Raw genomic sequence first — 23645 nt, forward strand, 5'->3', positions numbered from 1 at the left:
GCGCGATTGTGACGTGATAAAGATCATGGCGTGCAAGCAATCACAGCAACACAATAGGATCCATCGCAAGCATGAGGTAAAGAGAATGAGCGAGAATTTGTGTCCTCAGTGCCAACACGAACTCGAGTGGCAAGGTGATTATCATTGCCAACCATGTCAGCAGTCATTTAGTAAAGTTGGTTATTGTCCTGAGTGTCAGGCGCGGTTAGAAAAACTGCAAGCTTGTGGCGCGGCTAACTATTTCTGCAATAGTTGCAATGAGTTGAAGTCCAAGTCGCGAGTGCGTTTTGAGTTCGAGAAGAAGTCAGACTAATTGACGGTAGAGCGCAGTTCGCCATCGGCTAAGCGGGTGATCAAAGTATCGCCCGTTTTTACATCTTGAGCGGAGTGAACCACATTACCTTGGTCTGTTTGAGTAATCGAGTAACCACGTTTTAGGGTTGCCAGAGGACTCACGGTATCCAGTTTCTCTGCCGCCAGTGCTAGTTGGTGGCGGGAGGTCAGGAGTTTTCTGTCCATCGCATCTAATAGCTTTTGCTCAATACGAGCGAGCGCTGCCTGTTGCGAACTCAGGCGTTTAGCGGGCGAGTGCAGTTGAATACGGTGCAGCTGACGCTCAATTTTTTGCTGATGTTGAGTAATAAAGCGCTGCATTGCACGTTGAAGACGACCGTCGAGTTCATCAAGTTGCTGGCTTTGGCGTTGCAATTGTTGTTTCGGATGCTGTCGATCGAGTCGATGCTCCAACTGACGCAAGCTCTGCTTTTGCTCAGCGAAGTAGTAGCGCAGTGCAGCAAACAGTTTTTGTTCACGCGTCGCAAGACCTTGCGCTTTATGACTGTTATCACGGCTCACTAATTCGGCGGCGGCTGAAGGTGTTGGTGCACGCATATCGGCAACGAAATCAGCGATGGTGACATCGACTTCATGGCCGACCGCACTAATGATAGGGATCTGACTGGCTGCAATAGTGCGAGCCAATATTTCATTGTTAAAACACCAAAGATCTTCTAACGAACCACCACCACGACCGACAATAAGCACATCACATTCATTACGGCTGTTAGCACAACCGATCGCTTGTGCAATTTGGATTGCCGCTTCTTCGCCTTGCACCATTGTGGGATAGATAATCACTGGTAGTGAAGGGTCGCGTCGCTTAAGTACATCGAGAATATCAAAAAGTGCCGCACCAGTTTTGGAGGTGACAATACCCACGCATTTCGGGTGTTCCGGTAGAATTTGCTTATTAGTTTGAGCAAACAACCCTTCGGCTGCGAGCTTCATTTTTAACTCTTCAAATTGCTGCTGTAGTCTGCCATCGCCTTCTGGTTGCATACTTTCGATGATCAGTTGGTAGTCACCACGTGGCTCATAAAGAGAGAGACGTGCTTTAACCAGAACTTGGTTACCATTGGTTGGCTTAAAAGAGACATGACGATTGTTACCACGGAACATGGCACATTTGACTTGCGCACGGGCATCTTTAAGAGTGAAGTACCAGTGACCGGAAACGGGAGCGGAGAAGTTAGATATCTCACCAATCAGCCAAACAATCCCCATTTCGTTCTCAAGCAAAAGGCGCACTTCTGCGTTAAGTCTCGATACGGTAAAGATATTTTGATTGGTCAGAGATGACACAGCTAATCTCGTAGGCGTGAGTATGGAAATTAGCGGCAATATAATACATAGCAAGGGGGTAAATGCAAGAAAAAAATTAAAAAATTTGTGGTCAACCGTCACTCTTCACCGTATAATCCCACCGCAATATCTAATCCAAATGCAGCAAAGTTCTCCTACTTTCTGTACTCATTATGCGAAACGATGAGATTGGATTTTCTTTTTACCTATCTATTGTGAGATATTGCAAATGCTAAGAATTGCCAAAGAAGCGCTGACATTCGATGACGTACTACTCGTGCCAGCTCACTCCACCGTTCTCCCAAACACAGCTGATCTTCGCACTCAGCTTACTAAGAACATCACCCTAAACATCCCAATGATTTCAGCGTCTATGGACACTGTAACTGAAGCTCGTCTAGCTATCGCGCTAGCGCAAGAGGGTGGCATTGGCTTTATCCACAAAAACATGTCTATTGAGCAGCAAGCTGCTGAAGTTCGTGCGGTTAAGAAGTACGAATCAGGCATGGTGACAGATCCTGTAACAGTAAACCCTGAAGCAACCATCGCTGAAGTTGTTGCACTGACTGATAAGCACGGCTTTGCTGGCTTCCCAGTGGTAACAGATAGTAACGAACTTGTTGGTATCATCACTGGTCGTGATGTGCGCTTTGTGACTGACCTTTCTAAGAAAGTATCAGCAGTGATGACACCTAAAGAGCGCCTAGCGGCAGTTAAAGAAGGTGCAACTCGTGAAGAAGTGCAAGAGAAAATGCATGAAGCACGCGTTGAAAAAGTACTGGTAGTAAACGATGAGTTCCAACTTACCGGTATGATCACCGCAAAAGACTTCCACAAAGCAGAGACCAAACCAAATGCATGTAAAGATGCGCAAGGTCGTTTGCGTGTTGGTGCAGCAGTTGGTGCAGGTGCGGGCAACGAAGAACGTGTGCAAGCGCTAGTTGAAGCGGGTGTAGACGTTCTACTGATTGACTCTTCACACGGTCACTCTGAAGGCGTGCTAAACCGTATTCGTGAAACTCGTGCGGCTTACCCAAACCTTGATATTATTGGTGGTAACGTAGCAACAGGTGCAGGTGCACGTGCACTGATTGATGCAGGCGTAAGCGCAGTTAAAGTGGGTATCGGCCCTGGTTCTATTTGTACCACTCGCATCGTAACTGGCGTAGGTGTTCCTCAAGTTACAGCTATCGCCGATGCAGCAGAAGTGGCAAACGAATTCGGTATTCCAGTAATCGCTGACGGCGGTATTCGTTTCTCTGGCGATATCTGTAAAGCAATCGTAGCGGGCGCATCATGTGTGATGGTTGGCTCTATGTTTGCTGGTACTGAAGAAGCGCCGGGTGAAGTGATTCTTTACAATGGTCGTTCATACAAAGCATACCGTGGTATGGGTTCACTAGGCGCGATGTCACAAGGTTCTTCAGACCGTTACTTCCAATCAGACAATGCAGCAGACAAGCTAGTACCAGAAGGTATTGAAGGTCGTATCGCATACAAAGGTCTTCTAAAAGAGATCGTTCACCAACAAATGGGTGGTCTACGTTCAAGCATGGGTCTAACTGGCTCAGCAACAATCGAAGACATGCGTACTAAAGCTGAATTTGTTCGCATCTCCGGTGCGGGCATGGCGGAATCTCACGTGCACGACGTTCAAATCACTAAGGAAGCACCAAACTACCGTCGCGGTTAATTTTTACTAACTATTTCAATCAATAGCGGCATCGAAAGTGCTCAATGTATGTTTATAAACTGGCACTTTCTCCGTTCATTCGGTAGTGGCTTTCAACTGAAATAGTTTAGTAAGAATAAAAACTATATACCTGACGTAAACGTTTGCTTTTTTCCTTGAAGCATTGATAAGAGGCGGGTAAACTCGCCTCGTTTTCATAACCTAGCTTATAAGACTGCTCATTATGACTAAAAATATCCATGACCAACGTATTCTGATCCTAGACTTCGGTTCTCAATACACTCAGCTTGTTGCACGCCGTGTTCGTGAAATCGGTGTTTACTGTGAACTATGGAGCTGGGATGTAGAAGAAGCGGATATTCGTGAATTCAATCCAGACGGTATCATTCTATCTGGTGGTCCTGAAAGCGTAACAGAAGAAAACTCTCCACGCGCTCCACAATACGTATTTGACTCTGGCGTGCCAGTACTAGGTGTATGTTACGGCATGCAAACTATGGCAGAACAGCTAGGTGGTAAAGTAGCAGGTTCAACTGAACGTGAGTTTGGCTACGCACAAGTTAAAGTTTCTGGCGAATCTGCAATCTTTAAAGATCTTGAGCTAACTCAAGACGTGTGGATGAGCCACGGTGACAAAGTAGTAGAGATCCCAGCAGACTTCGTGAAAATCGGTGAAACCGACACTTGTCCTTATGCGGCAATGGCAAACGAAGAGAAGAAATACTACGGCGTACAATTCCACCCAGAAGTAACGCATACTAAAGGTGGCATGCAAATGCTTGAGAACTTCGTTCTTGGCGTATGTGGCTGTGAGCGTCTATGGACTTCTGAATCTATCATTGAAGATGCCGTTGCACGTATCAAAGAGCAAGTGGGTGACGACGAAGTTATCCTTGGTCTATCTGGTGGTGTGGACTCTTCAGTCGTTGCTATGCTTGTTCACCGTGCAATCGGCGATAAACTAACATGTGTGTTCGTTGATAACGGCCTACTTCGTTTAAACGAAGGTCAACAAGTAATGGATATGTTTGGCGACAAGTTCGGTCTAAACATCATCAAAGTTGATGCGGAAGAGCGCTTCCTTGAAGCACTAAAAGGCAAATCGGATCCAGAAGAGAAGCGTAAGACCATCGGTCACGTATTCGTAGAAGTATTTGATGAAGAATCGAAGAAATTGAAGAATGCTAAGTGGTTGGCGCAAGGCACTATCTACCCAGATGTTATCGAATCTGCAGCTTCTAAAACTGGCAAAGCGCACGTGATCAAATCACACCACAACGTGGGCGGTCTGCCAGAAGATATGGCGATGGGTCTAGTTGAGCCATTGCGTGAGCTATTTAAAGATGAAGTACGTAAGATTGGTCTAGAGCTAGGTCTGCCATACAACATGCTTTACCGCCACCCATTCCCAGGTCCTGGTCTAGGTGTACGTGTACTTGGCGAGATCAAGAAAGAGTACTGTGATCTTCTACGTCGCGCTGATGCTATCTTTATTGAAGAGCTTCATGCTGCAGACCTATACGACAAAGTATCGCAAGCATTTACGGTTTTCCTACCAGTTCGCTCTGTGGGCGTAATGGGCGATGGTCGTAAATACGATTGGGTTGTATCGCTACGCGCTGTAGAAACCATCGACTTTATGACTGCGCATTGGGCACACCTACCATACGACTTCCTAGGTAAGGTTTCTAACCGTATTATCAATGAAGTGAATGGTATTTCTCGCGTTGTTTACGATATCTCTGGTAAGCCACCAGCGACGATCGAGTGGGAATAATCCGCTGATTTAGCAGACATCAAAAACCAGCCTTAGGGCTGGTTTTTTTGTTTGTCTTGCTAGTATTTTGCACAAAAGTTGCTGGAAATTTCTCCATGAAGTTCGTGTGTGCTGTTTGGTTTTTCTCAGGAATTGCACCTATTTTCGTTGAAAATTAATAATTTTATCGACCAAGTTGGCTAAAGTTATGTCTGTGTTGATTTGTGCAATGTAAGTTTTCAGTGGATTAATGTTGTGTTTGTTTGGTGTATCACTAAAATCTGCGCGTAATTTTTATCACATTTTTTGAAAAGGTACGCGCCAATGTCTACAAAACTGGCTAACCCAGCACCATTAGGTCTAATGGGTTTCGGTATGACAACCATCCTGCTAAACATCCACAACGCAGGTTTTTTCCCAATTGACTCTATGATTCTGGCTATGGGCATCTTCTACGGTGGTCTAGGTCAAGTACTTGTAGGTATGATGTGTTTCAAACGTGGTGACACATTTGGTACAACTGCGTTTACTTCTTACGGTCTATTCTGGCTAACACTTGTTGGTCTACTTGTTCTACCTGAAATGGGTCTAGCGCAACCAAGCCCACACAGCTTCATGGGTTGGTACCTAACTCTTTGGGGTATCTTCACTGGCTTTATGTTCATTGGTTCACTTTGCTACCCAGTGGCTAAGCAAGTGGTATTTGGTTCACTTACTATCCTATTCTTCCTACTTGCAGCTCGTGATTTCACAGGCAGCACGTTTATCGGCACAATCGCGGGTATCGAAGGTATCTTCGTTGGTGCGAGCGCAATCTACTTTGCGATGGCTCAAGTACTAAACAGCGAATTTGGCCGCGTAGTTCTACCTGTTGGTGAGCGTCGCATTAAGCCAGTTGTTGCAGCTGAGCAAGTTACTGCTTAATTAATGCAGTAAACGGTTTATAAGAAAAGGGGTTAACCAATTGGTTAACCCCTTTTTTTCGCCATGCCGAACTTGTGTGGCGATTACCTACAGCTAGTTACCACTGCCTTTTCTTATTATGATGAAGTGTTGTTAACCACTTCTACGTCGACTTCTTTACTGGTGTTTACTTCTGGGTTGCCGTGTTCGCGGCGATAGCGATCTTCCCAGTAATCTGCGCCTTTAATCCCCAGTTTTACAGGGTTAAATGTGTACTCTTCAACCCCTTCTTTTTGCTGCGCTTCGTAATCTTTAAGCGCTGTTATTGCTGGCTTAGATAAGAAGAAGATGATCAGTATTCCGACAATGTTTAACCATGCCATTAAGCCAACCCCAACATCACCCATTGCCCATGCTAAGTTGGCGGTTTTCACCGTGCCGTAGAACACCGCAGAAATTAGCACCAGCTTAAGTACAAACATCAAACCGCTGACTTTAAATGTACGGCGAATGTAGGCGATGTTTGTTTCCGCAATGTAGTAGTAAGCCAAGATAGTGGTGAAAGCAAAGAAGAACAGAGCCACTGCAATAAACGGTTTACCAACACCCGGAAGGGCACTTTCGATTGCCATTTGAGTAAAGACAGGGCCGTTAGCACTGATCTCTGCAGCGACATTCTGAATAAGGAATGCTTCTCCCGCACCATGAACGTTGTATGCTCCAGTGATCAGAATCATAAACGCAGTTGCCGAACACACGAGCAGCGTATCGATGTAGATTGAGAATGATTGCACTAGACCTTGTTGAGCGGGGTGATCAACGTTAGCCGCTGCGGCTGCGTGAGGACCAGTACCTTGCCCAGCCTCGTTTGAATAAACACCACGTTTAACACCCCAACCAATTGCAGCACCAAAGCCTGCCATAGGTGAGAATGCATCTTCGATGATCATGGCAAAAATAACCGGTACGGCGCTGATGTTGAGCAGGATGATTACAAATGCGGTCACGATGTATGCGAGTGCCATAAACGGCACCACAATTTGAGTGAAATGCGCGATACGTTTCACGCCACCAAAAATGATGAAAGCGAGGATAATTGAGATGACGGTGCCGGTAAAGATTTTAGCAAAACTGAAGGTACCAACAGCGGTTTCAATCATTTGGCCTGAACCAAAAGCGGCTTCAACAGCATTACCAATGCTGTTTGATTGCACACCCGGTAGCAAGACGCCACAGGCAAAGATTGTTGCGATAGCAAAAATCCACGCATACCATTTTTGCCCCATCGCTTTTTCGATGTAATAAGCGGGACCGCCACGGAATTCGCCGTTATCGTCCTCTTTATAAATTTGCGCGAGAGTGGACTCTGCATAGGCGGTAGCTGCACCAAAAAAGGCTACCATCCACATCCAAAATACGGCACCGGGGCCACCAAAACCAATTGCCGCTGCAACACCTGCGATGTTACCTGTACCGACACGGCCAGAGAGTGAAACAGCCAGCGCTTGGAAAGAGGAAATACCTTTCTTAGAGCTTTTGCCTGAAAAGAGAAGTCGCCACATTTCAAAGAAGTGACGGATTTGAACAAAGCGAGTAATGACCGAATAAAATAAGCCCGCGCCGAGACATAAGTAAATCAGCACGGGACTCCATATGATTCCATTCAGAAAATCAACTATAGACTGCATAAGCATTTTCCCTGTTAGTAATGATTGTGAGCGAGATGTTGTGTTTGTTGTAATTTGTTTGCGTGCGAATATTAACCTTTGTGTAACGTAAATGTTAAATGATTTGTTTCGTTGATGTGATCTCTGTGATATTGAGCAATAAATCTTATCTATACCTTTGTGAGTGAAATGTAGTATGGCGATAGGTAAGTTTTATGGAGATAGTTAGCGGTTTTTGTTAACAAAAATAGTGACTTTATCTAGGTCGCAGTGGAAATTTATATAATTTTTATGCTTAAAAAGTGAGCATTCATAAAATATGCATCTGGTTTTTAGGTGTAAAGATGGGCGTTGGCGACGCTTTTTACTAAATAATTGTCGAGGTAAAGAATTTGTGTCTTATATGCTAGTGAAAAGGCGAAAAATTAGGCATGCTAGAACGGTGTCAACAACCCTTCATGGATGATTTATGAAAGACGAAACTCTTGCGATTCACTTCGGCTACGAAACGGACCCGACAACTAAGTCTGTGGCTACCCCAATTTATCAAACTGTCGCCTATGAGTTTGACAGTGCGCAGCATGGTGCAGATCTGTTTAACCTTGAGGTTCCAGGCAATATCTACACCCGTATTATGAACCCAACTAATGATGTGCTCGAAAAGCGTATGGCTGCCTTAGAGGGCGGAATTGCAGGCTTAGTTGTGAGTGCCGGTAGCGCAGCAATAAACTATGCCATTCTGACGCTTGCTGAAGCGGGAGATAACATTGTGTCAACGCCGCAGCTTTATGGTGGCACTTACACCTTGTTTGCACATATGTTACCAAAGCAAGGAATTGAAGTTCGTTTTGCCAAAGACGATAAGCCCGAGAGCTTAGCTGAGCTTATCGATGAAAATACTAAAGCCGTCTATTGTGAAAGTATTGGTAACCCAGCCGGTAACATCATTGATTTACAGCGTGTTGCGGACTTAGCCCACGCACAAGGCGTTCCTGTCATTGTTGATAATACGGTAGCGACACCTGCGCTGTGTAAGCCGATCGACTTTGGTGCTGATATCGTGGTGCATTCACTCACCAAGTATGTTGGCGGTCATGGCACAACATTAGGCGGTATTATTATTGATTCCGGTAAGTTCCCATGGGCTGAGCACAAAGCGCGTTTTCCTGTGTTTAACCAACCGGAGCCTTCTTATCACGGTGTGGTGTATACCGAAGCATTTGGTCCGGCTGCGTTTATTGGTCGTGCTCGTACCGTACCTTTGCGCAATACTGGCTCTGCTATGTCACCAATGAATGCGTTTATGTTGATGCAAGGTTTAGAAACCTTATCGCTGCGCATGGAGCGTCATACGGAAAATGCGCTTAAAGTGGCGCAATTTCTTAAACAGCATGACAAAGTGAGTTGGGTGAGTTATGCCGGTTTACCAGATTCGCCATTTTTCCCATTGGCTGAAAAGTATATGCAGGGTAAACCTTCGGCGATTTTATCGTTTGGTCTTAAAGAGGGTTATGATGCGGGAGTCCGTTTTTACGATGCGTTGCAGATCTTTAAGCGCTTGGTAAACATTGGTGATGCCAAATCGCTGGCGTGCCATCCTGCCTCTACCACGCATAGACAACTGGATGAAGCGGAACAGAAACAAGCGGGAGTCTCGCCTGAGATGATTCGTCTATCCGTTGGTATCGAACATATTGACGATATCCTGCAAGACTTAGATCAAGCGTTAAAAGCATAATCGCAGTGCTGTCGTTTGAGTTGCGACAGCGTAGATATGCAAACTAAGTTTTAACGAGCGAATTTGCTTATTTAGGCGCCTATTTGGGCGCCTTTTTGCGTCTCTAGCCATCTTGCCGTCTGACAACATTGATACCAACAATGAGTTTTTGGCTTATGATGATCTAAAAGCGATCTGAGCGTATTTGACTCAGAGAGATAGACAGTAAAGGGTAAAAAGATGGCCGGATTGAGCTTACTAACGCTGCTGGATGATATCGCAACGGTATTAGATGATGTGGCATTAATGTCTAAAGTGGCTGCCAGAAAAACAGCAGGGGTATTGGGAGATGACTTAGCGTTAAACGCGCAACAAGTGTCAGGTGTGCGTGCCGAGCGAGAAATCCCTGTCGTATGGGGTGTGGCAAAAGGCTCTTTCAAAAACAAGCTGATTTTGGTGCCGGCAGCGCTGTTGATTAGCTCGATTGCACCTTGGTTGATCACACCGCTTTTGCTGATTGGTGGCCTGTTTCTCTGTTTTGAAGGTGCGGAAAAAATACATGAAAAGTTCTTTCACCCTCACAACCCTGAGCAAGACCAAGCGATAGATGCTTCGCTAGAGCAAAGTGAAGAGGATTTGGTCGCGTATGAGCAGAGTAAAATTAAGGGGGCGATTCGCACCGATTTTATTCTCTCAGCTGAGATCATTGTCATCGCACTTGGGACTGTACAAGGCCATCCATTTATCACGCAAGTGTTGGTGATGAGCCTTATTGCGGTGCTGATGACGGTTGGTGTTTACGGGTTAGTGGCAGGCATTGTGAAAATGGATGACTTAGGTTTCTATTTACAGCGCAAAAGCTCAGGTCAGGGCATACTCGGCTCTTTGGGAAATGGCTTGGTTGCAACCGCGCCCAAGCTGATGAAAATCCTTACGGTAGTCGGCACTATTGCGATGTTTTTAGTCGGTGGTGGTATTGTGGTTCATAGTTTGCCATTTGTGCATCATGCGATTGAACATATCGTCGCTATGCTGCCTTCGATACCCTATGTATCAGCCACTTATTCGGTTGTCGGCAATGGTTTAGCCGGTTTACTTAGCGGCTACCTGATTCTGGCTACCATGAGTCTCTATCATAAGTTCATGGATAAATAGGACGAGCTTTTGCCCTAGGGGATTAATGCCCAAGCACCGTGAGGTGACTTGGGCCTATCAACATCAGATTGCGCAATGGACCGATGGTAATTTGATCATCATGTACCTAATACTTTTCTCATCGTTATCTTCACGGTCGCTTTGTAAGGGCGGGCTTACAAACCTATAGCAAAATGAAACCTTAGACTTGATTTCAATCGATAGAATTGTTGTTGGCAAAGTGTATAACAACAAATGGATATGATTATGATTGAAGGTCTAAAGGGTGGACTATCCAAGCTTTCCTCAATTGGTAAAGCTTTGATGTTGCCAATCTCTATTCTACCTGCCGCAGGTCTGTTACTGGCTTTTGGTGCAAAACTTGATATGCCCCTCATGATGCGTGCGGGTGGGGTTATTTTTGACAACCTAGCACTATTGTTCGCCGTAGGTGCAGCAGTAGGCTTAACCAAAGAATCCGGTATTGCAGCCCTTGCTGCTATCGTTGCAATGGTGGTGATGAATGCCACTATGGGGGTCGCACTAGGCATTACGCCAGAAATGGCAATGAGTGGTGGACGCTATGCAATGGTAATGGGGATCCCGACGCTACAGACGGGTGTCTTTGGTGGTTTGATAGCTGGTATCTTGGCGGCAACCATGTATCAGAAATTCTTTGATACTAAGCTTCCAGATTTTCTCGGCTTTTTTGCGGGTAAACGCTTCGTTCCTATTATCACCGCATTTTCAGCGTTTTTGATCGGTTTAATTCTTCCTTACATTTGGTCTTACATCCAATCAGGTATCGACTCGCTTTCTCACATGGCGAACAGCGGTAACATGTACGTCTCTACCTTTATTTACGGTTTTATGGAACGTGCGCTGATCCCAGTTGGTTTGCACCATATCTTCTACAGCCCTTACTGGTTCTCATTTGGTGAGTACACGACAGCGGCGGGTACTGTTGTAAATGGTGACCACACTATTTGGTTTAAGATGCTAGAAGATGGCGTGAAAACTTTCTCGACCGAAGAGTACGTTGACGCGGGTAAATTCTTGTCTGGTAACTTCGCTATCTACATGTTTGCTTTCCCTGCTGCGTGTTTGGCGATGTACCATGAAGCGAATGACAAAAACAAGAAGATCGCCGCCGGTATCTTGGGTTCTGCTGCCTTAACATCGTTTGTGACTGGTATTACTGAGCCAGTGGAGTTCGCGTTTATTTTCGTTGCGCCACTGTTGTATGTGTTCTCAGCGATTATGGCGGGCGTCTCGTACGCGGTGACTTACGCGCTGGATGTTCATATTGGTAAGACATTCTCCGCAGGTATTATCGACTTCGTTTCATTCGGTGTACTGCCTGCAATGGATGGCTTTAAAACCAACTGGGTGAATGTGCTGTTGTGGGGCTCTTGTAATGCTGCGATTTACTACACGGTGTTCCGCTTTGCGATTCGTAAGTTCAACTTTAAAACCGTTGGACGTGAAGATACCGAGCGTAAAGAGATCACGCTTGAAAACGATGAACTTGCCGCTGAAATTACTAAGTTGCTAGGTGGCCGTGGCAATATCACTACGGTTGGCGCATGTATTACCCGCCTGCGTCTAGAAGTGAAAGATCAGTCACTGATTGATGAAGATGGCATCAATGATCTTGGCGCAATGGGGGTGATTAAAGTCGGTAAGCACGGCGTCCAAGTGATTCTTGGGGCTCGAGCACAGTTTGTTGCAGACATTATGAATGGTGGCGAGAGTGGACACCAACCTGCGACGGCATAGTGCGAAAATAGAGGCTTAATTTAGTCACTTCCTCTTTGATTTCATTGTATTGAAGTCGTCGGGCATAAAAAAGTGCGCCAACTTGGTTAGAGTGGCGCACTTTTTATTGGTTAGAACATCACTCAATCACATGATAGCCATGCGCCTGAAGTTGATGGGAAAACTCCCGTTTACTTTCCGCCTCGCCATGAATGAGATGGATCACTTTTGGTGGCTGACTAATGCCTTGAACAAATGCGAGCAAATCTGCTTGGTCTGCATGGGCCGAATAGCCAGACATGGTATGCACTTGCGCATTGATTTCGATTTCTTCTCCATCAATATCCACCAGCATATCGCCGTTTTGAATCGCCCGTCCTAGTGTCCCTTCTGCTTGGTAGCCTGCCAGCAAAACATCGGTGCGTTCATCGGGAAGTAAGGACTTTAGGTAGTCCATAATCCGCCCACCTTGGCACATGCCTGAAGCTGCCACCACAATCGCCGGTTCTCCTGTCGATTTAAGACGATTCACTAACTTGAGGTGATAGCGATGTTCATCCACAGTAATGCATTGCTCAAATGCCAGTGGATGGCGTTGCTCGGCTAAGCGTTGCTTTGCCTCTTTTCCCCATAGGGTTTTAAAACGACGGTACGACTCAGTGACTTTTTGCGCCATGGGGGAATCGAGAATGATAGGAATATTGGCGTCAATTTGATGCTGATGAATAAGCTGTTCAATATCAAACAGTAACTCTTGGGTTCGTCCAACACTAAAAGCTGGAATTAAAATAGCACCGCCATCGGCGAGTGAGCGGTCGATAATCGCTTTTAGGCGCTGTGCGCGACTTTCTATTTCATCGTGCATTTTGTTGCCGTAGGTGGTTTCAATTAACAGGTAGTCAGCACGTTCTGGAGAGATTGGGTCTGGAAGTAATGGGGTATTACTCGGGCCAAGATCCCCAGAAAATACGACGATTTCACCATTGCTCAGTTGAATCTCAATATAGGATGAACCAAGAATATGGCCGGCATGCTGAAAGCGGGCTTTCAGTGGTCTTTTCCCCTCGGGGTCGATATTGAACCATTGGTTATAAGGTTGTGGGCGCAAAAGGCAATCTATTTGGTTGAGCACATACTGAACTTCTTTATTGCTCAACCCCAGTTGCAGCTTTAAACCATCTTCGAGCATAAGCGGCACCAGTTCTGCCGTTGCTTCGGTACAGTAAATCGGTTGATGGAAACCATGACCCACTAACCAAGGCACGCGACCTATATGGTCAATATGGGCATGAGTAAGGAGTAGGGCAGAAAGGTGCTCAATGGCAAAATCAATTTCTAGTGGTCTTTCATCTGCGCCTTGAAACAAGCCGCAATCAATCAGAATGGATTGACCCTCTACCGTGAGCTCATGGCATGAGCCAGTAACTGTGTGTTTACCGCCGTGGTGCACTATTTCCATCTCTGCCTCCAATTGACTATGGTTAACTGGTTGAGATTGTAAATGCGTCACTTATACCCAAGTGACTTCAATATGCAGGATTCAGAGCCTTGTCATTGACTTGAGTTCAAGGAAAACGACGCAGCGAAATAGATAACTATTTCCAAGTTGTTTGACGCCGAAATTGAGACTCTGACATGCTCCCGAAGGGCGAGTTGCCTTGACTCGCATACATCGTTAACGATTTTTGATTTAGAACCACTAAATCTTCAACTCGTTGCCTTGTCTGCAAGCCAAGGCATTCTCGCTGAACCAAGCACCTTGAGGTTACTTGGGTATATACCTTACTCAAGTGCCAATGAATTAACTGTGAGGCAGTAATTATTCTTGATGAGAAGTAATGTAAATAGAGTCGGGATTCTTACGAGGCGGTGTGGGTGCCGCGAGTAAAAGACTCGCGGCTAATATAGCTAGATTAATCGGATGATTCAGTTTGAGGGCGGGTAAAACCGCCGTAAAGATCGAGTCTACGATGGCGTAGGTTCGTTACTGAGCCTTCAGTGTTGAGTTGTTTTAGCTTGGTCAAATCCACATCAGCGAAGATGATCATTTCTGTGTTGGCGTTAGCCTCGGTTAAGGTGGCATCGTGAGGGAAGTAGATATCCGAAGGGGAGAATACCGCTGATTGCGCATATTGAATATCCACATTATCTACTCTTGGCAGGTTACCCACGCTGCCGCCGATTGCGACGTAACATTCGTTTTCAATCGCACGAGCTTGCGAGCAAATTCGAACGCGTTGGTAACCATTTTTGGTGTCGGTCCAAAACGGCACAAAAATAATTTGAGCGCCTTCTTCGGCCATCATACGTCCAAGTTCAGGGAATTCACTGTCGTAGCAAATCAGGATCCCCACTTTGCCGGCATCGGTTTCGAACACATGCACTTGATCGCCACCATCAATCACCCAATCTTTCTCCTCATGTGGGGTGATATGAATTTTAGATTGCGCGTTGATCTGTCCGTCACGTTGCAATAGATAAGCCACGTTATATAGCTTGCCGTCGCTTATTTCGGGCATACTGCCAGCGATGATGTTGATATTGTAGGTTACGGCCATTTGGGAAAAACGATTCTTAATTTCTTCGGTAAACTCGGCCAAAAAACGAATCGCTTCAACGGAGTTTTGTCCTTTTTGTAAGCCCATTAGTGGGGCATTAAAGAACTCAGGGAAGAGGGCAAAATCGGCTTTGTAGTTTGCCAGTGAAGAAACAAAAAACTCGGCTTGGTCGAGCAGATCTTCTAAGTCATGCATTGCACGCATTTGCCACTGAACCACACCAATTCGAACTAGTGTTTTCTCTACATCATGAATCGAATCAATGTCTTCCTCATAGAAAAAATTGTCCCACTCCAACAGCGTCGCGTAGCCTTGTGACGCGTCATCCTCCGGTAAGTAGCCGCGCATAATACGTTTAACATCAAAGCCATTAGCGAGCTGGAACGACAGAATAGGATCGTGGAGTTCGCGCCGTTGCACTTTCTCTATGTATTCGGTGACGCTTAACTCGTCGGCATGCTGGTGGTAATTGGGGATGCGTCCACCAGCCAAAATCGCTTTAAAGTTTTTGCTGCGGCACAGTTCTTTGCGCGCGTCGTACAAACGTCGACCTAATCTTAAGCCGCGATAGTCGGGATGCACAAACACATCCAAGCCATACATGGCATCACCAGTGACTTGGTTTTGAATCACGTTATTTTCGTTGATGATATCGGTATAGAGGTGCGGGAGAGAGAAGCGATTGTAGTTAACTTTAATCGTTAACGCGGCACCGACTATTTTACCGTTATCTTCGATGCATATTTGCCCATCAGGGAATTGGTGAATCAAATCCATAATGGTCAGGCGAGGCCAAGACCCACCGACATCATGAAATACAAGATCCATCAATGTCGCCAGTTCAGGATAATCCGTGGGTTCGATCGTACGCAGAGAAAGTTTTGGGGTGTTACCATCCATATTCCGTTATGTCCTTATTATTTCTCTATTAGTTACCTCAAGCTGAAGTTACTTGGGTATATCACTATTAGTCAGCATGCCAGATTTTAAGTATGGCAAATATATCAAGCACTCACAGTTTCAGTGGCTGGTGGTAAGGTTTTTGATTGGAGACGACAATAATTTTTCGCCGAATGTCGCTTGGCGCTCAAAGAAAAACCTCCCGTAGGAGGTTTGGATACTTGGTCAACAAAGTATGTCACCTTGTATTTAACGATCAGGCTTACACCAAATCTCGCATCAAGACTTCTAGCTCTTCATTGGCTTCTTCTACCAGCGTCGATAACTCTAGTGCATCCGAGATCGCTAAATGACAGCGCCAAGGTACTCTTTGTTCTTTGCCACACACTTCGATGCCGCCTTGATTTGATTGGAAAACGAGATCATCAAACTCAGTCATATGGCGTTGGTTTAACTCGATGATTTCTACTGCTAACTTTCCGGTTGGGTTAACTTCAAAATGTGCATGTAAGTTTGGACTGTTGGTTAAACAGTATTCTCTGTGAACAGCAATCATGATGACCTCCTTGCTCTCAGTAACAAGTGTAGGGAACGATGTTTTTATCTGACATGAAATAATCGTGAAGATTGATCCAAGGCAAAAGAGGGATAAATTTAACGAAATAGGGCGAAATTATGGCACGGTGTCACTGCTGGTTTTTCATCCCACTGTACAAGCATTTTATATTTGGTTATCCTCTTGCCTCTTGAGCTGACAAGCCCAAAAACGTTACTCACAATCACTGCATCGAGACAGCAGTTGATGAGCTGGTTAGCCATAACCAGCGCCTAATGGTTAGGCATGAGTCTTTCGCTCGGTATCTTAGTTTGTAAGTAGTTTTGAAACCTCTTTTATCACAACAAGAACGAACTCATTTATTACTTAGAGAATTGGCTCTAAGTGCTTTGTTACACCTTGAATTTCATCAGTTAGACAAAGGGCGACGCCTGAGTCTAGTCGATAAGAACTCGCTGTTTCGCTTGTGGCTAAAAAAACAAGCAACTTCGCAGCGATATAAGTTATTGAAGAAAAAAATCAAGGTATTAATCCAGCACTCAAAAGGGAATAGCTACGATCTGGAGAAGATGTTCCTTGAGCTGATTAACTACAGTGAAACCGTTTCTCTGACGCAGTTAGAGGAATATTTACTGTTGGTACGCTCAATTGAGAAAGATATCGGTTTGACCGTGTTGCTTTCTTCACCCCACGATGTCGACCTTGGGTATGGTGAAGGCAAACAGTTTATTTGTGTGTTGGCAACGGATCTTAATCGCCATTTCTCTGATGAAGGCAATATGCTGGCACCGATTACATTCCTAGTTCGCTCAAGCGTATATGAGCGTTCTGCTGTGCTGGCGAATGTTTACAAGTTTGGTCAGTTTAGCCATACCGTCTTATATGAAGACGACGACTTTTTGCGCTTTGAGCTGAAAAGCTAGGGCGTAGCACTTATCCATGCTTTGGCGGTTAAAATCAAAGGGCGAACCATTGGGTTCGCCCTTTTACGTTTGGCAGTATCGCCATTAACTTGTGCGCTTAAGGATCGAGCTCGACATGCAAATGATTGGCATGAAACAGAATGTCATAGTTGGTATTCATGGTGTTTCTCGCCAAGTTGGTGAGCGCCTGCTGGGCTTGTTGATAAGTGAGGGCACCTTGCGGCCAGTGAGCTGAGTTCCAAGATGGGTTGAGATCCACCGCGTCTCCAGTTTGATGGAAGCTATTAATGCTAGATGGACCCAGAGAGTCATTCCTTCTCGGGTTACGCCAACCTGATGTGACACGCAGTGGATAACCCCAAGCTTGGCGAATCGTTTGAGCGATGTGGACTGATTCGCCGATCACCGCATAAGTTGGGCCGTAATCCGAGTAGGTTGAGAACTCATCAAATGTGAAGTTTGTAATGCCTGCTGGGAAGTTAGCCGCGGTAATAATGCTGTCGCGAGTGGGAGTATTACGGGCAAAGTCAGGACGAAAATCGCGTTTATCGACGTACTCTTGGCGAATTTGGGATTTTACATCTTGGACTATTTCGACAGGGTCAGTCTCTTCGCCACCTGATAGCGCTTTGATTTGGTATTTCAGCTTATGAGATGCTGGGCTGGTTAGAGAGTCTAGCCCTTCATGCGTCAGCTCAATTGATTTTGAGTTTGTCCCGTCAACCCCGTTAGTCGTGCTCACACGATGGTTTTCTAACAGTTCAGTGATTTCGAACGCAATAGTGCTAGGGTCAATATGCTCGGGCACATTTAGGGTAACGATAAGCTGATTCTCACCATTCAAAGTGGTGAACACACCATCGTTCGGCAACACTTCGATAATCGAGAAATCGTCAATATCAAAAGTATGTGCGTTCCACCATCCTCGATGTGATAGCGTGCGGCTGTCATTAAAAATCAGACGAGAACCGACTTGGATAGATAGGTTCGCCGTAGTGGGGCCGTTACCATGATCGGAGTAGTAGTGAACGTCCGCTTTGTAGGTACCGGGAATGGGGTCAAGAAATGTAAATGTCTCCGGCCCATAGCCATCAGTATCATCGATATCTAGTCTTGCGCCTGGGATGCCGCTTAGACTGCCATACCACGCTTTATTACCGTTGGGATCGGTAATGTGCATATCCACATCAGTATCATTCGATGACCATGTCAATACGACGGTAATAGAGCGATTTTGCGTGGCGCTTTGTGCGGCTGCACGTGCGGTGGAGTCGATAGAGAACAACTGGACTTGCTGCCCTTCACGATTGATGATCTCAAGTGCCGGTATGGTGCCAGTATTGCCGAGAGCATCAGTCGCTCGCAGCTCAATACTGTTTGAACCGGGCAATAATGAGATGGTGTGGTCAAACTCACCATTTGCCGTCACTGAGATAAAAGAATCAAGGCCATTCAAGTTAAGTACTAACCGACCGTTTTCAAATGTCCCATTGGTATCGGCGACTGTGCCGACGAGCTTAAACACGTTATCTGAGACAACAAGCCCATCGGTGATTTCAGGCACTAACTCAATCAAAGGTGAAAGCGATGAGTCAACTCTTACGAGTTGCTCTGAAAGCTCTACGCTCGCTGTCGCCATATCAAAACTGACAAACTTTTCGTTGTAGCCCGGGATATAGAGTTTTACTTCGTTTTGACCGTTAGGGACATTTTCAATCACAAACGGTGAGAGTTGAGGTTGAAGCGCCCCGTTTAGATAAACGGACGCGCCTGAAGGGGTGGTATTCAACACCAGAGTTTGATCATCTTGTGGCTTTTTTACCGCAGCAATGAACCCACCATAAAACAGTTGGCTAATAGAGATTTCAAGCTGACTGCCTGTTAGCGAAGTGTGAGGGTAGACTTCCCAGCCGTTATCCCCAAGCGCAAGTACCAGTGGTTCTAAGCCAAGAGCGGCAACCTCTTCACTGTTGTAAGGTATTGCAGCGAGAGCGACGGGTGAAAAAGATTGCCCAATTGGCTGCAAGGTGATCGGAGCACCGACGGCTTGATAGCCTTGCGGAAGAATAGGCATATGCTCTGCGTCTGAGACGATACCAACCTCTAACTTAACGTCGGCAGGAATCTGCACGCTGCCAGCTTCAATAAGGAGGTTTGCGCCATATGCAGGATCTTGTGGGTCATCGACTGAAAGGTTAACGGGGGTGCTATCGTCTGCAGAATAGAGCGCTGAGACTCCTGACTCCAGCTGATAGGTGATTTTAAAACTGGTTTCACCATTGACGGTTCCGTTGAGGAGCGACTGCACGGTTAAGGTCGTTTCTCCTGGTGGTAACAGTAACCCAGCTAATGTAAAGGTGCCGTCTGTGGCAACCGGGGCTGTGATACTAGGAAATTGCTTATATTGAACTGAAGTGCCTTCTTTTACGCTCGAGACGGAGCCAGTAATGTTGAACATTCGCTCCTTAACGACGGAACCATCTTCAATATCTAGCGTGATGTAGTTGTAAAGACAACCACTTATCATCAAAGATATAAAAACGGCCATGACAAGATTGACACTCAGTCGCTTAAAGATAGGTAGATCTTTTTTCATCGTCATTCCTTTAACTATTATGCAACTCATATCATCCTTCATGTTACATAACGACAATTTCAAGTGAAACGTGAATAAAATAAATAGTCTAAATTCAGATGCTTATCTTGTTTCTGTCTCATTGTCGATTTTGTTGCAGATAAGTTTGCATCGAGATGAGTGAACGGTAGAGATGTTGAGCCGTGATCAGCCAGAAAGATGAACAGAGTGAAAAGCGAAGAAAATGAAAATTTCACTTTACTCTCAAATGAGAATGATTATCATTAATAAGGTTAAATCTCATAGGGAATGAAAATGAAATGAAGTTTAAGTTGTCGCTGTTGTCGGTACTGGCACTTCTTAGTGTAAGTGTGCCAGCGTTTGCTAAGTTTAAGGTTGTGACTACGTTTACTGTGATTCAGGATATTGCACAAAACGTAGCAGGGGATGCAGCCGAAGTGGTTTCAATTACCAAACCAGGAGCTGAAATTCATGGCTATCAGCCTACGCCAAAGGATATTGTTAAAGCACAAAAAGCCGATTTGGTAATCTGGAATGGGATGAATCTAGAACTGTGGTTTGAGAAGTTCTTTGATAATGTAAAAGACGTCCCGTCGATTGTGGTTACTGAAGGGATTAAGCCGATCTCCATTTACTCAGGTCCTTACACGGGTAAGCCCAATCCCCATGCGTGGATGTCTGCCTACAACGCGCTCATCTACGTCGATAATATTCGCGATGCTTTGGTGAAGTACGATCCGCAAAATGCCGATGAATATCGTGCGAATGCGAAACAGTATAAGTCACAAATCTTAGCCATTGATGCGAAAAATCGTGCGGCCTTTTCCGATATAGCGGCAAGCAGTAAGTGGCTTGTCACCAGTGAAGGGGCATTCAGTTACCTTGCTCATGATTACGGCTTTAAAGAAGCGTTTTTGTGGCCAATGAATGCTGATCAGCAAGGCACACCACAGCAAGTTAAAGCGCTGATTGATAAGGTGCGCGAAAACCAGATTCCAGTGGTGTTTAGTGAAAGTACAATTTCACCGAAACCTGCAAAACAAGTCGCGAAAGAAACCAATGCAAGTTATGGCGGTGTGCTTTATGTGGATTCATTGACGACCGCAGAGGGGGCCGTACCAACTTACCTCGATCTATTGCGTGTTACGACAGAGACGATCGCCGAAGGATTCACATTATGAGTAATTCAGTGAGCATTGTGGCAAACGATGTAGGTGTTGTGTATCGCAATGGACACAGTGCCATCAATAATGTCTCTTTCTCACTCGAACAGGGCACTATCTGTGCCCTAGTCGGGATCAATGGTGGGGGAAAATCGACGCTGTTTAAAGGCATTATGGGTTTGGTTGATTTAACGACTGGCTCAATTCAGTTGGCGGGTAAAAACGTCAAACAAGCATTAAAGCAAAACTTAGTCGCCTATGTGCCGCAGACAGAAGATATTGATTGGAACTTTCCCATTTTGACACGCGATGTTGTGATGCAGGGGCGTTATGGTTATATGGGATTTCTGCGTATCCCTAGTGGCAAAGATCATCTGGCAGTGGATGAGGCCATGGACAAAATGGGCATCGCCCATTTAGCGACTCGACAAATAGGGGAGTTGTCTGGCGGGCAAAAAAAACGGGTGTTCCTAGCTCGTGCCTTAGCGCAAAAAAGTAAGATCATTTTGCTTGATGAGCCCTTTACCGGTGTCGATTTCAATACTGAAAATGTCATCATGTCCTTACTGAAAGAACTGCAACAACAGGGGCATTTAATCCTTGTTTCGACTCACAATCTAGGCACAGTGCCGGACTACTGTAATCAAGTATTGTTTATCAATCGCACGATTATTGCCGCGGGTTCTACCGAAACGACTTTTAATCAAGAGAACCTCCATGCCACCTTTGGTGGTGCACTAAAACAAGTCGATATCGCCGGTAAAACACTGCATAAAGATGATGATGAGCGCAATATGCTGATCATTTCTGACCACGATAAACCAGCGGTTTTCTATGGTAAATCCAAATCAGACGCTGTGATTGTGAGAGATCAGAATACGGAGAACTCCCATCATGTTTGATCTTCTCTTAGAGCCATTTGCCTATCAATATATGACGAACGCTATGATTGCCGCCGCCTTGGTTGGTGGGGTCTGTGCTTTTCTATCAGCCTTTTTAGTGCTTAAAGGTTGGTCTTTGATGGGGGATGCCTTGTCCCATGCCGTTGTTCCTGGAGTCGCGGGGGCTTACGCTCTAGGGTTACCATTTTCTGTCGGGGCTTTTTTTTCTGGCTTTCTTGCGGCGGGAAGTATCTTTTTTATTAAGTCACTCTCGTCATTGCGTGAAGACGCGATAATCGGATTCGTTTTTACCACCTTCTTTGCTGCCGGCATGTTGATGATATCGCTCAATCCGACTTCGGTTGATGTGCAGACGATTATCTTTGGCAATATTTTGGCGGTTGATAGTGATGATTTACAGCAAATGCTGATCATCGGCAGTGTCTCTTTAGCCATTTTGTTTTTTATCTGGAAAGATTTGATGTTGCTGTTTTTTGATGAAAACCAAGCTGCATCGGTAGGGTTATCAGCAGGCAAACTAAAAGTGGTATTTTTCGCTTTATTGAGCGCCTGTACTGTCGCGTCTTTGCAGTTGGTTGGGGCTGTTTTAGTGATTGCTCTGGTCATTATTCCCGGAGCAACGGCTTATCTGCTCACTGACCGTTTTGGTGTTATGTTGACTCTTGCGACAGTGATTGGCGTGGTATCAGCTTTGTTTGGGACTTACTTAAGTTATTACGTTGACGGCGTGACGGGTGGGTTGATCGTGCTAACTCAAGCGGCAATTTTTATCATCGCGTTTTTGTTTGCGCCTAAATATGGGTTACTTAAAGCTCGCTATTCGATTCAAATCAAAAAGCAACCAACCGAGCAATGGAGAGAGCGTGATGTTTGAGTATTTTATTGAGCCGCTTAGCTACTCTTTTATGCAGCATGCTTTGTTTGCTGGTACAGCTGTCGCCATAGTATGTGCTGTGCTTTCTTGCTACTTGGTGCTTAAAGGTTGGGCACTAATGGGAGATGCGATCTCTCATGCAGTACTGCCTGGTGTTATTTTGGCATACGTACTTGCTCTACCTTTAAGTATCGGGGCTTTTATTTCTGGACTCAGTTGCGCTTTGTTAACAGGGTACGTGAAAGACAATAGCCGGATAAAAGAAGATACGGTGATGGGGATTGTGTTTTCCGCGTTGTTTGCGTTGGGAATTGTGTTGTTCGCTAAAATTGAAACTGAGCATCACTTAACGCATATTCTATTTGGCAATATGCTTGGTGTCGTGGCAGCAGACATGTGGCAAATCGTGATCACATCAGTCATTGTGACTTTGATTTTGACCGTGAAATACAAAGACTTTATGTTGTACTGCTTTGATAAAAGTCACGCTAAGGTCGCGGGGCTGAATGTCAAATTGCTGCACTACGGGTTACTGTCATTAATGGCGTTAGCCATCGTTGCCTCAATTCAAATTGTTGGCGTTATTATGGTGGTGGCGATGCTGATCGGCCCGGGCATCATCGCTTTAATGCTGACCAAACAGTTTGGATGGATGATGTTCACCGCTTGTGTGGTGTCTTTGGTGAGTACCTTTGCTGGTGTGATCATCAGTTACCATATTGATGGCGCAACCAGTTCATGTATTGTTTTGATTCAATCTGCGTTATTTATTGCGGCTTTGGCTTTTTCTAAGTGGAAAGATAAAGTCATTCAACGCCAATTAAGCCAAGTCGTTCAATAGGGATTACAGAAGCGAAGATGGCAAGTTGCATCACAGTAAAGCGTTAATACCAGTCAGTGATTG

Annotated in this window: 18 protein-coding genes; 12 read left to right on the forward strand and 6 right to left on the reverse strand. The window is 45.3% G+C overall.

Features of this window, described 5'->3' with window-relative positions; genetic code table 11:
- Positions 1–85 precede the first annotated feature (85 nt).
- Positions 86–313, forward strand: coding sequence for a zinc ribbon domain-containing protein (locus tag GZK95_RS03360; RefSeq protein ID WP_075714916.1), 228 nt, complete (start codon positions 86–88; stop codon positions 311–313).
- Here GZK95_RS03360 and xseA read toward each other — a convergent pair.
- Entirely contained in the window at positions 310–1641 is a 1332-nt protein-coding gene (gene xseA, locus GZK95_RS03365) for an exodeoxyribonuclease VII large subunit (protein ID WP_075714914.1), read from the reverse strand. The genes GZK95_RS03360 and xseA overlap by 4 nt on opposite strands.
- 229 nt (positions 1642–1870) lie before the next feature.
- Here xseA and guaB point away from each other — a divergent pair, with 229 nt between their 5' ends.
- The 3 genes from guaB to GZK95_RS03380 all read left to right on the forward strand — a co-directional run bounded on the left by guaB (position 1871) and on the right by GZK95_RS03380 (position 6014).
- Complete coding sequence (gene guaB, locus GZK95_RS03370) at positions 1871–3334, forward strand: IMP dehydrogenase (RefSeq protein ID WP_075706279.1); 1464 nt, start codon at positions 1871–1873, stop codon at positions 3332–3334.
- A gap of 223 nt (positions 3335–3557) precedes the next feature.
- Positions 3558–5111 (forward strand): glutamine-hydrolyzing GMP synthase, encoded by a 1554-nt coding sequence (gene guaA / locus GZK95_RS03375; protein WP_075714912.1) that lies wholly within the window; start codon positions 3558–3560, stop codon positions 5109–5111.
- Between the two features lie 303 nt (positions 5112–5414).
- Positions 5415–6014 (forward strand): acetate uptake transporter, encoded by a 600-nt coding sequence (locus tag GZK95_RS03380; protein ID WP_075706281.1) that lies wholly within the window; start codon positions 5415–5417, stop codon positions 6012–6014.
- A 116-nt stretch (positions 6015–6130) separates the two neighbouring features.
- Here GZK95_RS03380 and GZK95_RS03385 read toward each other — a convergent pair whose 3' ends face one another.
- On the reverse strand, positions 6131–7681 hold the full coding sequence (locus GZK95_RS03385) for an alanine/glycine:cation symporter family protein (protein ID WP_075706282.1): 1551 nt from the start codon (positions 7679–7681) through the stop codon (positions 6131–6133).
- Between the two features lie 448 nt (positions 7682–8129).
- On the opposite strand from GZK95_RS03385, the gene GZK95_RS03390 reads away from it, so the two are divergent.
- The 3 genes from GZK95_RS03390 (at position 8130) to GZK95_RS03400 (ending at position 12290) form a co-directional block, all read left to right on the forward strand.
- Positions 8130–9398: an O-acetylhomoserine aminocarboxypropyltransferase/cysteine synthase family protein gene (locus tag GZK95_RS03390; protein WP_075706283.1), complete on the forward strand. Its 1269-nt coding sequence runs from the start codon at positions 8130–8132 to the stop codon at positions 9396–9398.
- Positions 9399–9617: 219 nt separating this feature from the next.
- Positions 9618–10532: a DUF808 domain-containing protein gene (locus GZK95_RS03395; protein WP_075716230.1), complete on the forward strand. Its 915-nt coding sequence runs from the start codon at positions 9618–9620 to the stop codon at positions 10530–10532.
- Positions 10533–10778: 246 nt separating this feature from the next.
- Positions 10779–12290 carry a PTS transporter subunit EIIC gene (locus GZK95_RS03400; RefSeq protein WP_083626402.1) on the forward strand — a complete coding sequence of 504 codons (1512 nt, stop codon included), beginning with the start codon at positions 10779–10781 and terminating at the stop codon, positions 12288–12290.
- A gap of 118 nt (positions 12291–12408) precedes the next feature.
- On the opposite strand, the gene GZK95_RS03405 is transcribed toward GZK95_RS03400, so the two are convergent.
- The 3 genes from GZK95_RS03405 to GZK95_RS03415 form a co-directional block, all read right to left on the reverse strand.
- The gene (locus GZK95_RS03405; RefSeq protein ID WP_151148870.1) at positions 12409–13728 is read right to left on the reverse strand and encodes an MBL fold metallo-hydrolase; all 1320 of its coding nucleotides are present in this window, start codon (positions 13726–13728) and stop codon (positions 12409–12411) included.
- A gap of 454 nt (positions 13729–14182) precedes the next feature.
- Positions 14183–15727 carry a bifunctional GNAT family N-acetyltransferase/carbon-nitrogen hydrolase family protein gene (locus tag GZK95_RS03410; RefSeq protein WP_075716228.1) on the reverse strand — a complete coding sequence of 515 codons (1545 nt, stop codon included), beginning with the start codon at positions 15725–15727 and terminating at the stop codon, positions 14183–14185.
- Between the two features lie 262 nt (positions 15728–15989).
- Positions 15990–16283, reverse strand: coding sequence for a hypothetical protein (locus GZK95_RS03415; RefSeq protein WP_075706287.1), 294 nt, complete (start codon positions 16281–16283; stop codon positions 15990–15992).
- A gap of 323 nt (positions 16284–16606) precedes the next feature.
- Here GZK95_RS03415 and GZK95_RS03420 point away from each other — a divergent pair, with 323 nt between their 5' ends.
- Positions 16607–17206 (forward strand): DUF2913 family protein, encoded by a 600-nt coding sequence (locus GZK95_RS03420; RefSeq protein WP_075716227.1) that lies wholly within the window; start codon positions 16607–16609, stop codon positions 17204–17206.
- A 97-nt stretch (positions 17207–17303) separates the two neighbouring features.
- Here GZK95_RS03420 and GZK95_RS03425 read toward each other — a convergent pair whose 3' ends face one another.
- Positions 17304–19802, reverse strand: a complete 2499-nt coding sequence (locus tag GZK95_RS03425; protein ID WP_075716226.1) for a D-Ala-D-Ala carboxypeptidase family metallohydrolase — start codon at positions 19800–19802, stop codon at positions 17304–17306.
- A 299-nt stretch (positions 19803–20101) separates the two neighbouring features.
- Between GZK95_RS03425 and GZK95_RS03430 the strand changes: the two genes are divergently transcribed.
- The 4 genes from GZK95_RS03430 to GZK95_RS03445 are packed head-to-tail and all read left to right on the forward strand — an operon-like array spanning position 20102 to position 23582.
- Positions 20102–20983, forward strand: coding sequence for a metal ABC transporter substrate-binding protein (locus GZK95_RS03430; RefSeq protein WP_075716225.1), 882 nt, complete (start codon positions 20102–20104; stop codon positions 20981–20983).
- Positions 20980–21867 (forward strand): metal ABC transporter ATP-binding protein, encoded by an 888-nt coding sequence (locus tag GZK95_RS03435; protein WP_075716224.1) that lies wholly within the window; start codon positions 20980–20982, stop codon positions 21865–21867. The genes GZK95_RS03430 and GZK95_RS03435 overlap by 4 nt, the downstream gene beginning before the upstream one ends.
- A complete protein-coding gene (locus GZK95_RS03440; protein WP_151148869.1) occupies positions 21860–22741 on the forward strand; it encodes a metal ABC transporter permease in 882 nt (293 codons plus the stop codon). Before GZK95_RS03435 ends, GZK95_RS03440 begins: the two co-directional genes overlap by 8 nt.
- A complete protein-coding gene (locus GZK95_RS03445) occupies positions 22734–23582 on the forward strand; it encodes a metal ABC transporter permease (RefSeq protein WP_075706293.1) in 849 nt (282 codons plus the stop codon). Before GZK95_RS03440 ends, GZK95_RS03445 begins: the two co-directional genes overlap by 8 nt.
- Positions 23583–23645: the final 63 nt, after the last annotated feature.

It is taken from the genome of Vibrio panuliri (genome assembly GCF_009938205.1).
GTDB classification, from domain to species: Bacteria; Pseudomonadota; Gammaproteobacteria; order Enterobacterales; family Vibrionaceae; genus Vibrio; species Vibrio panuliri.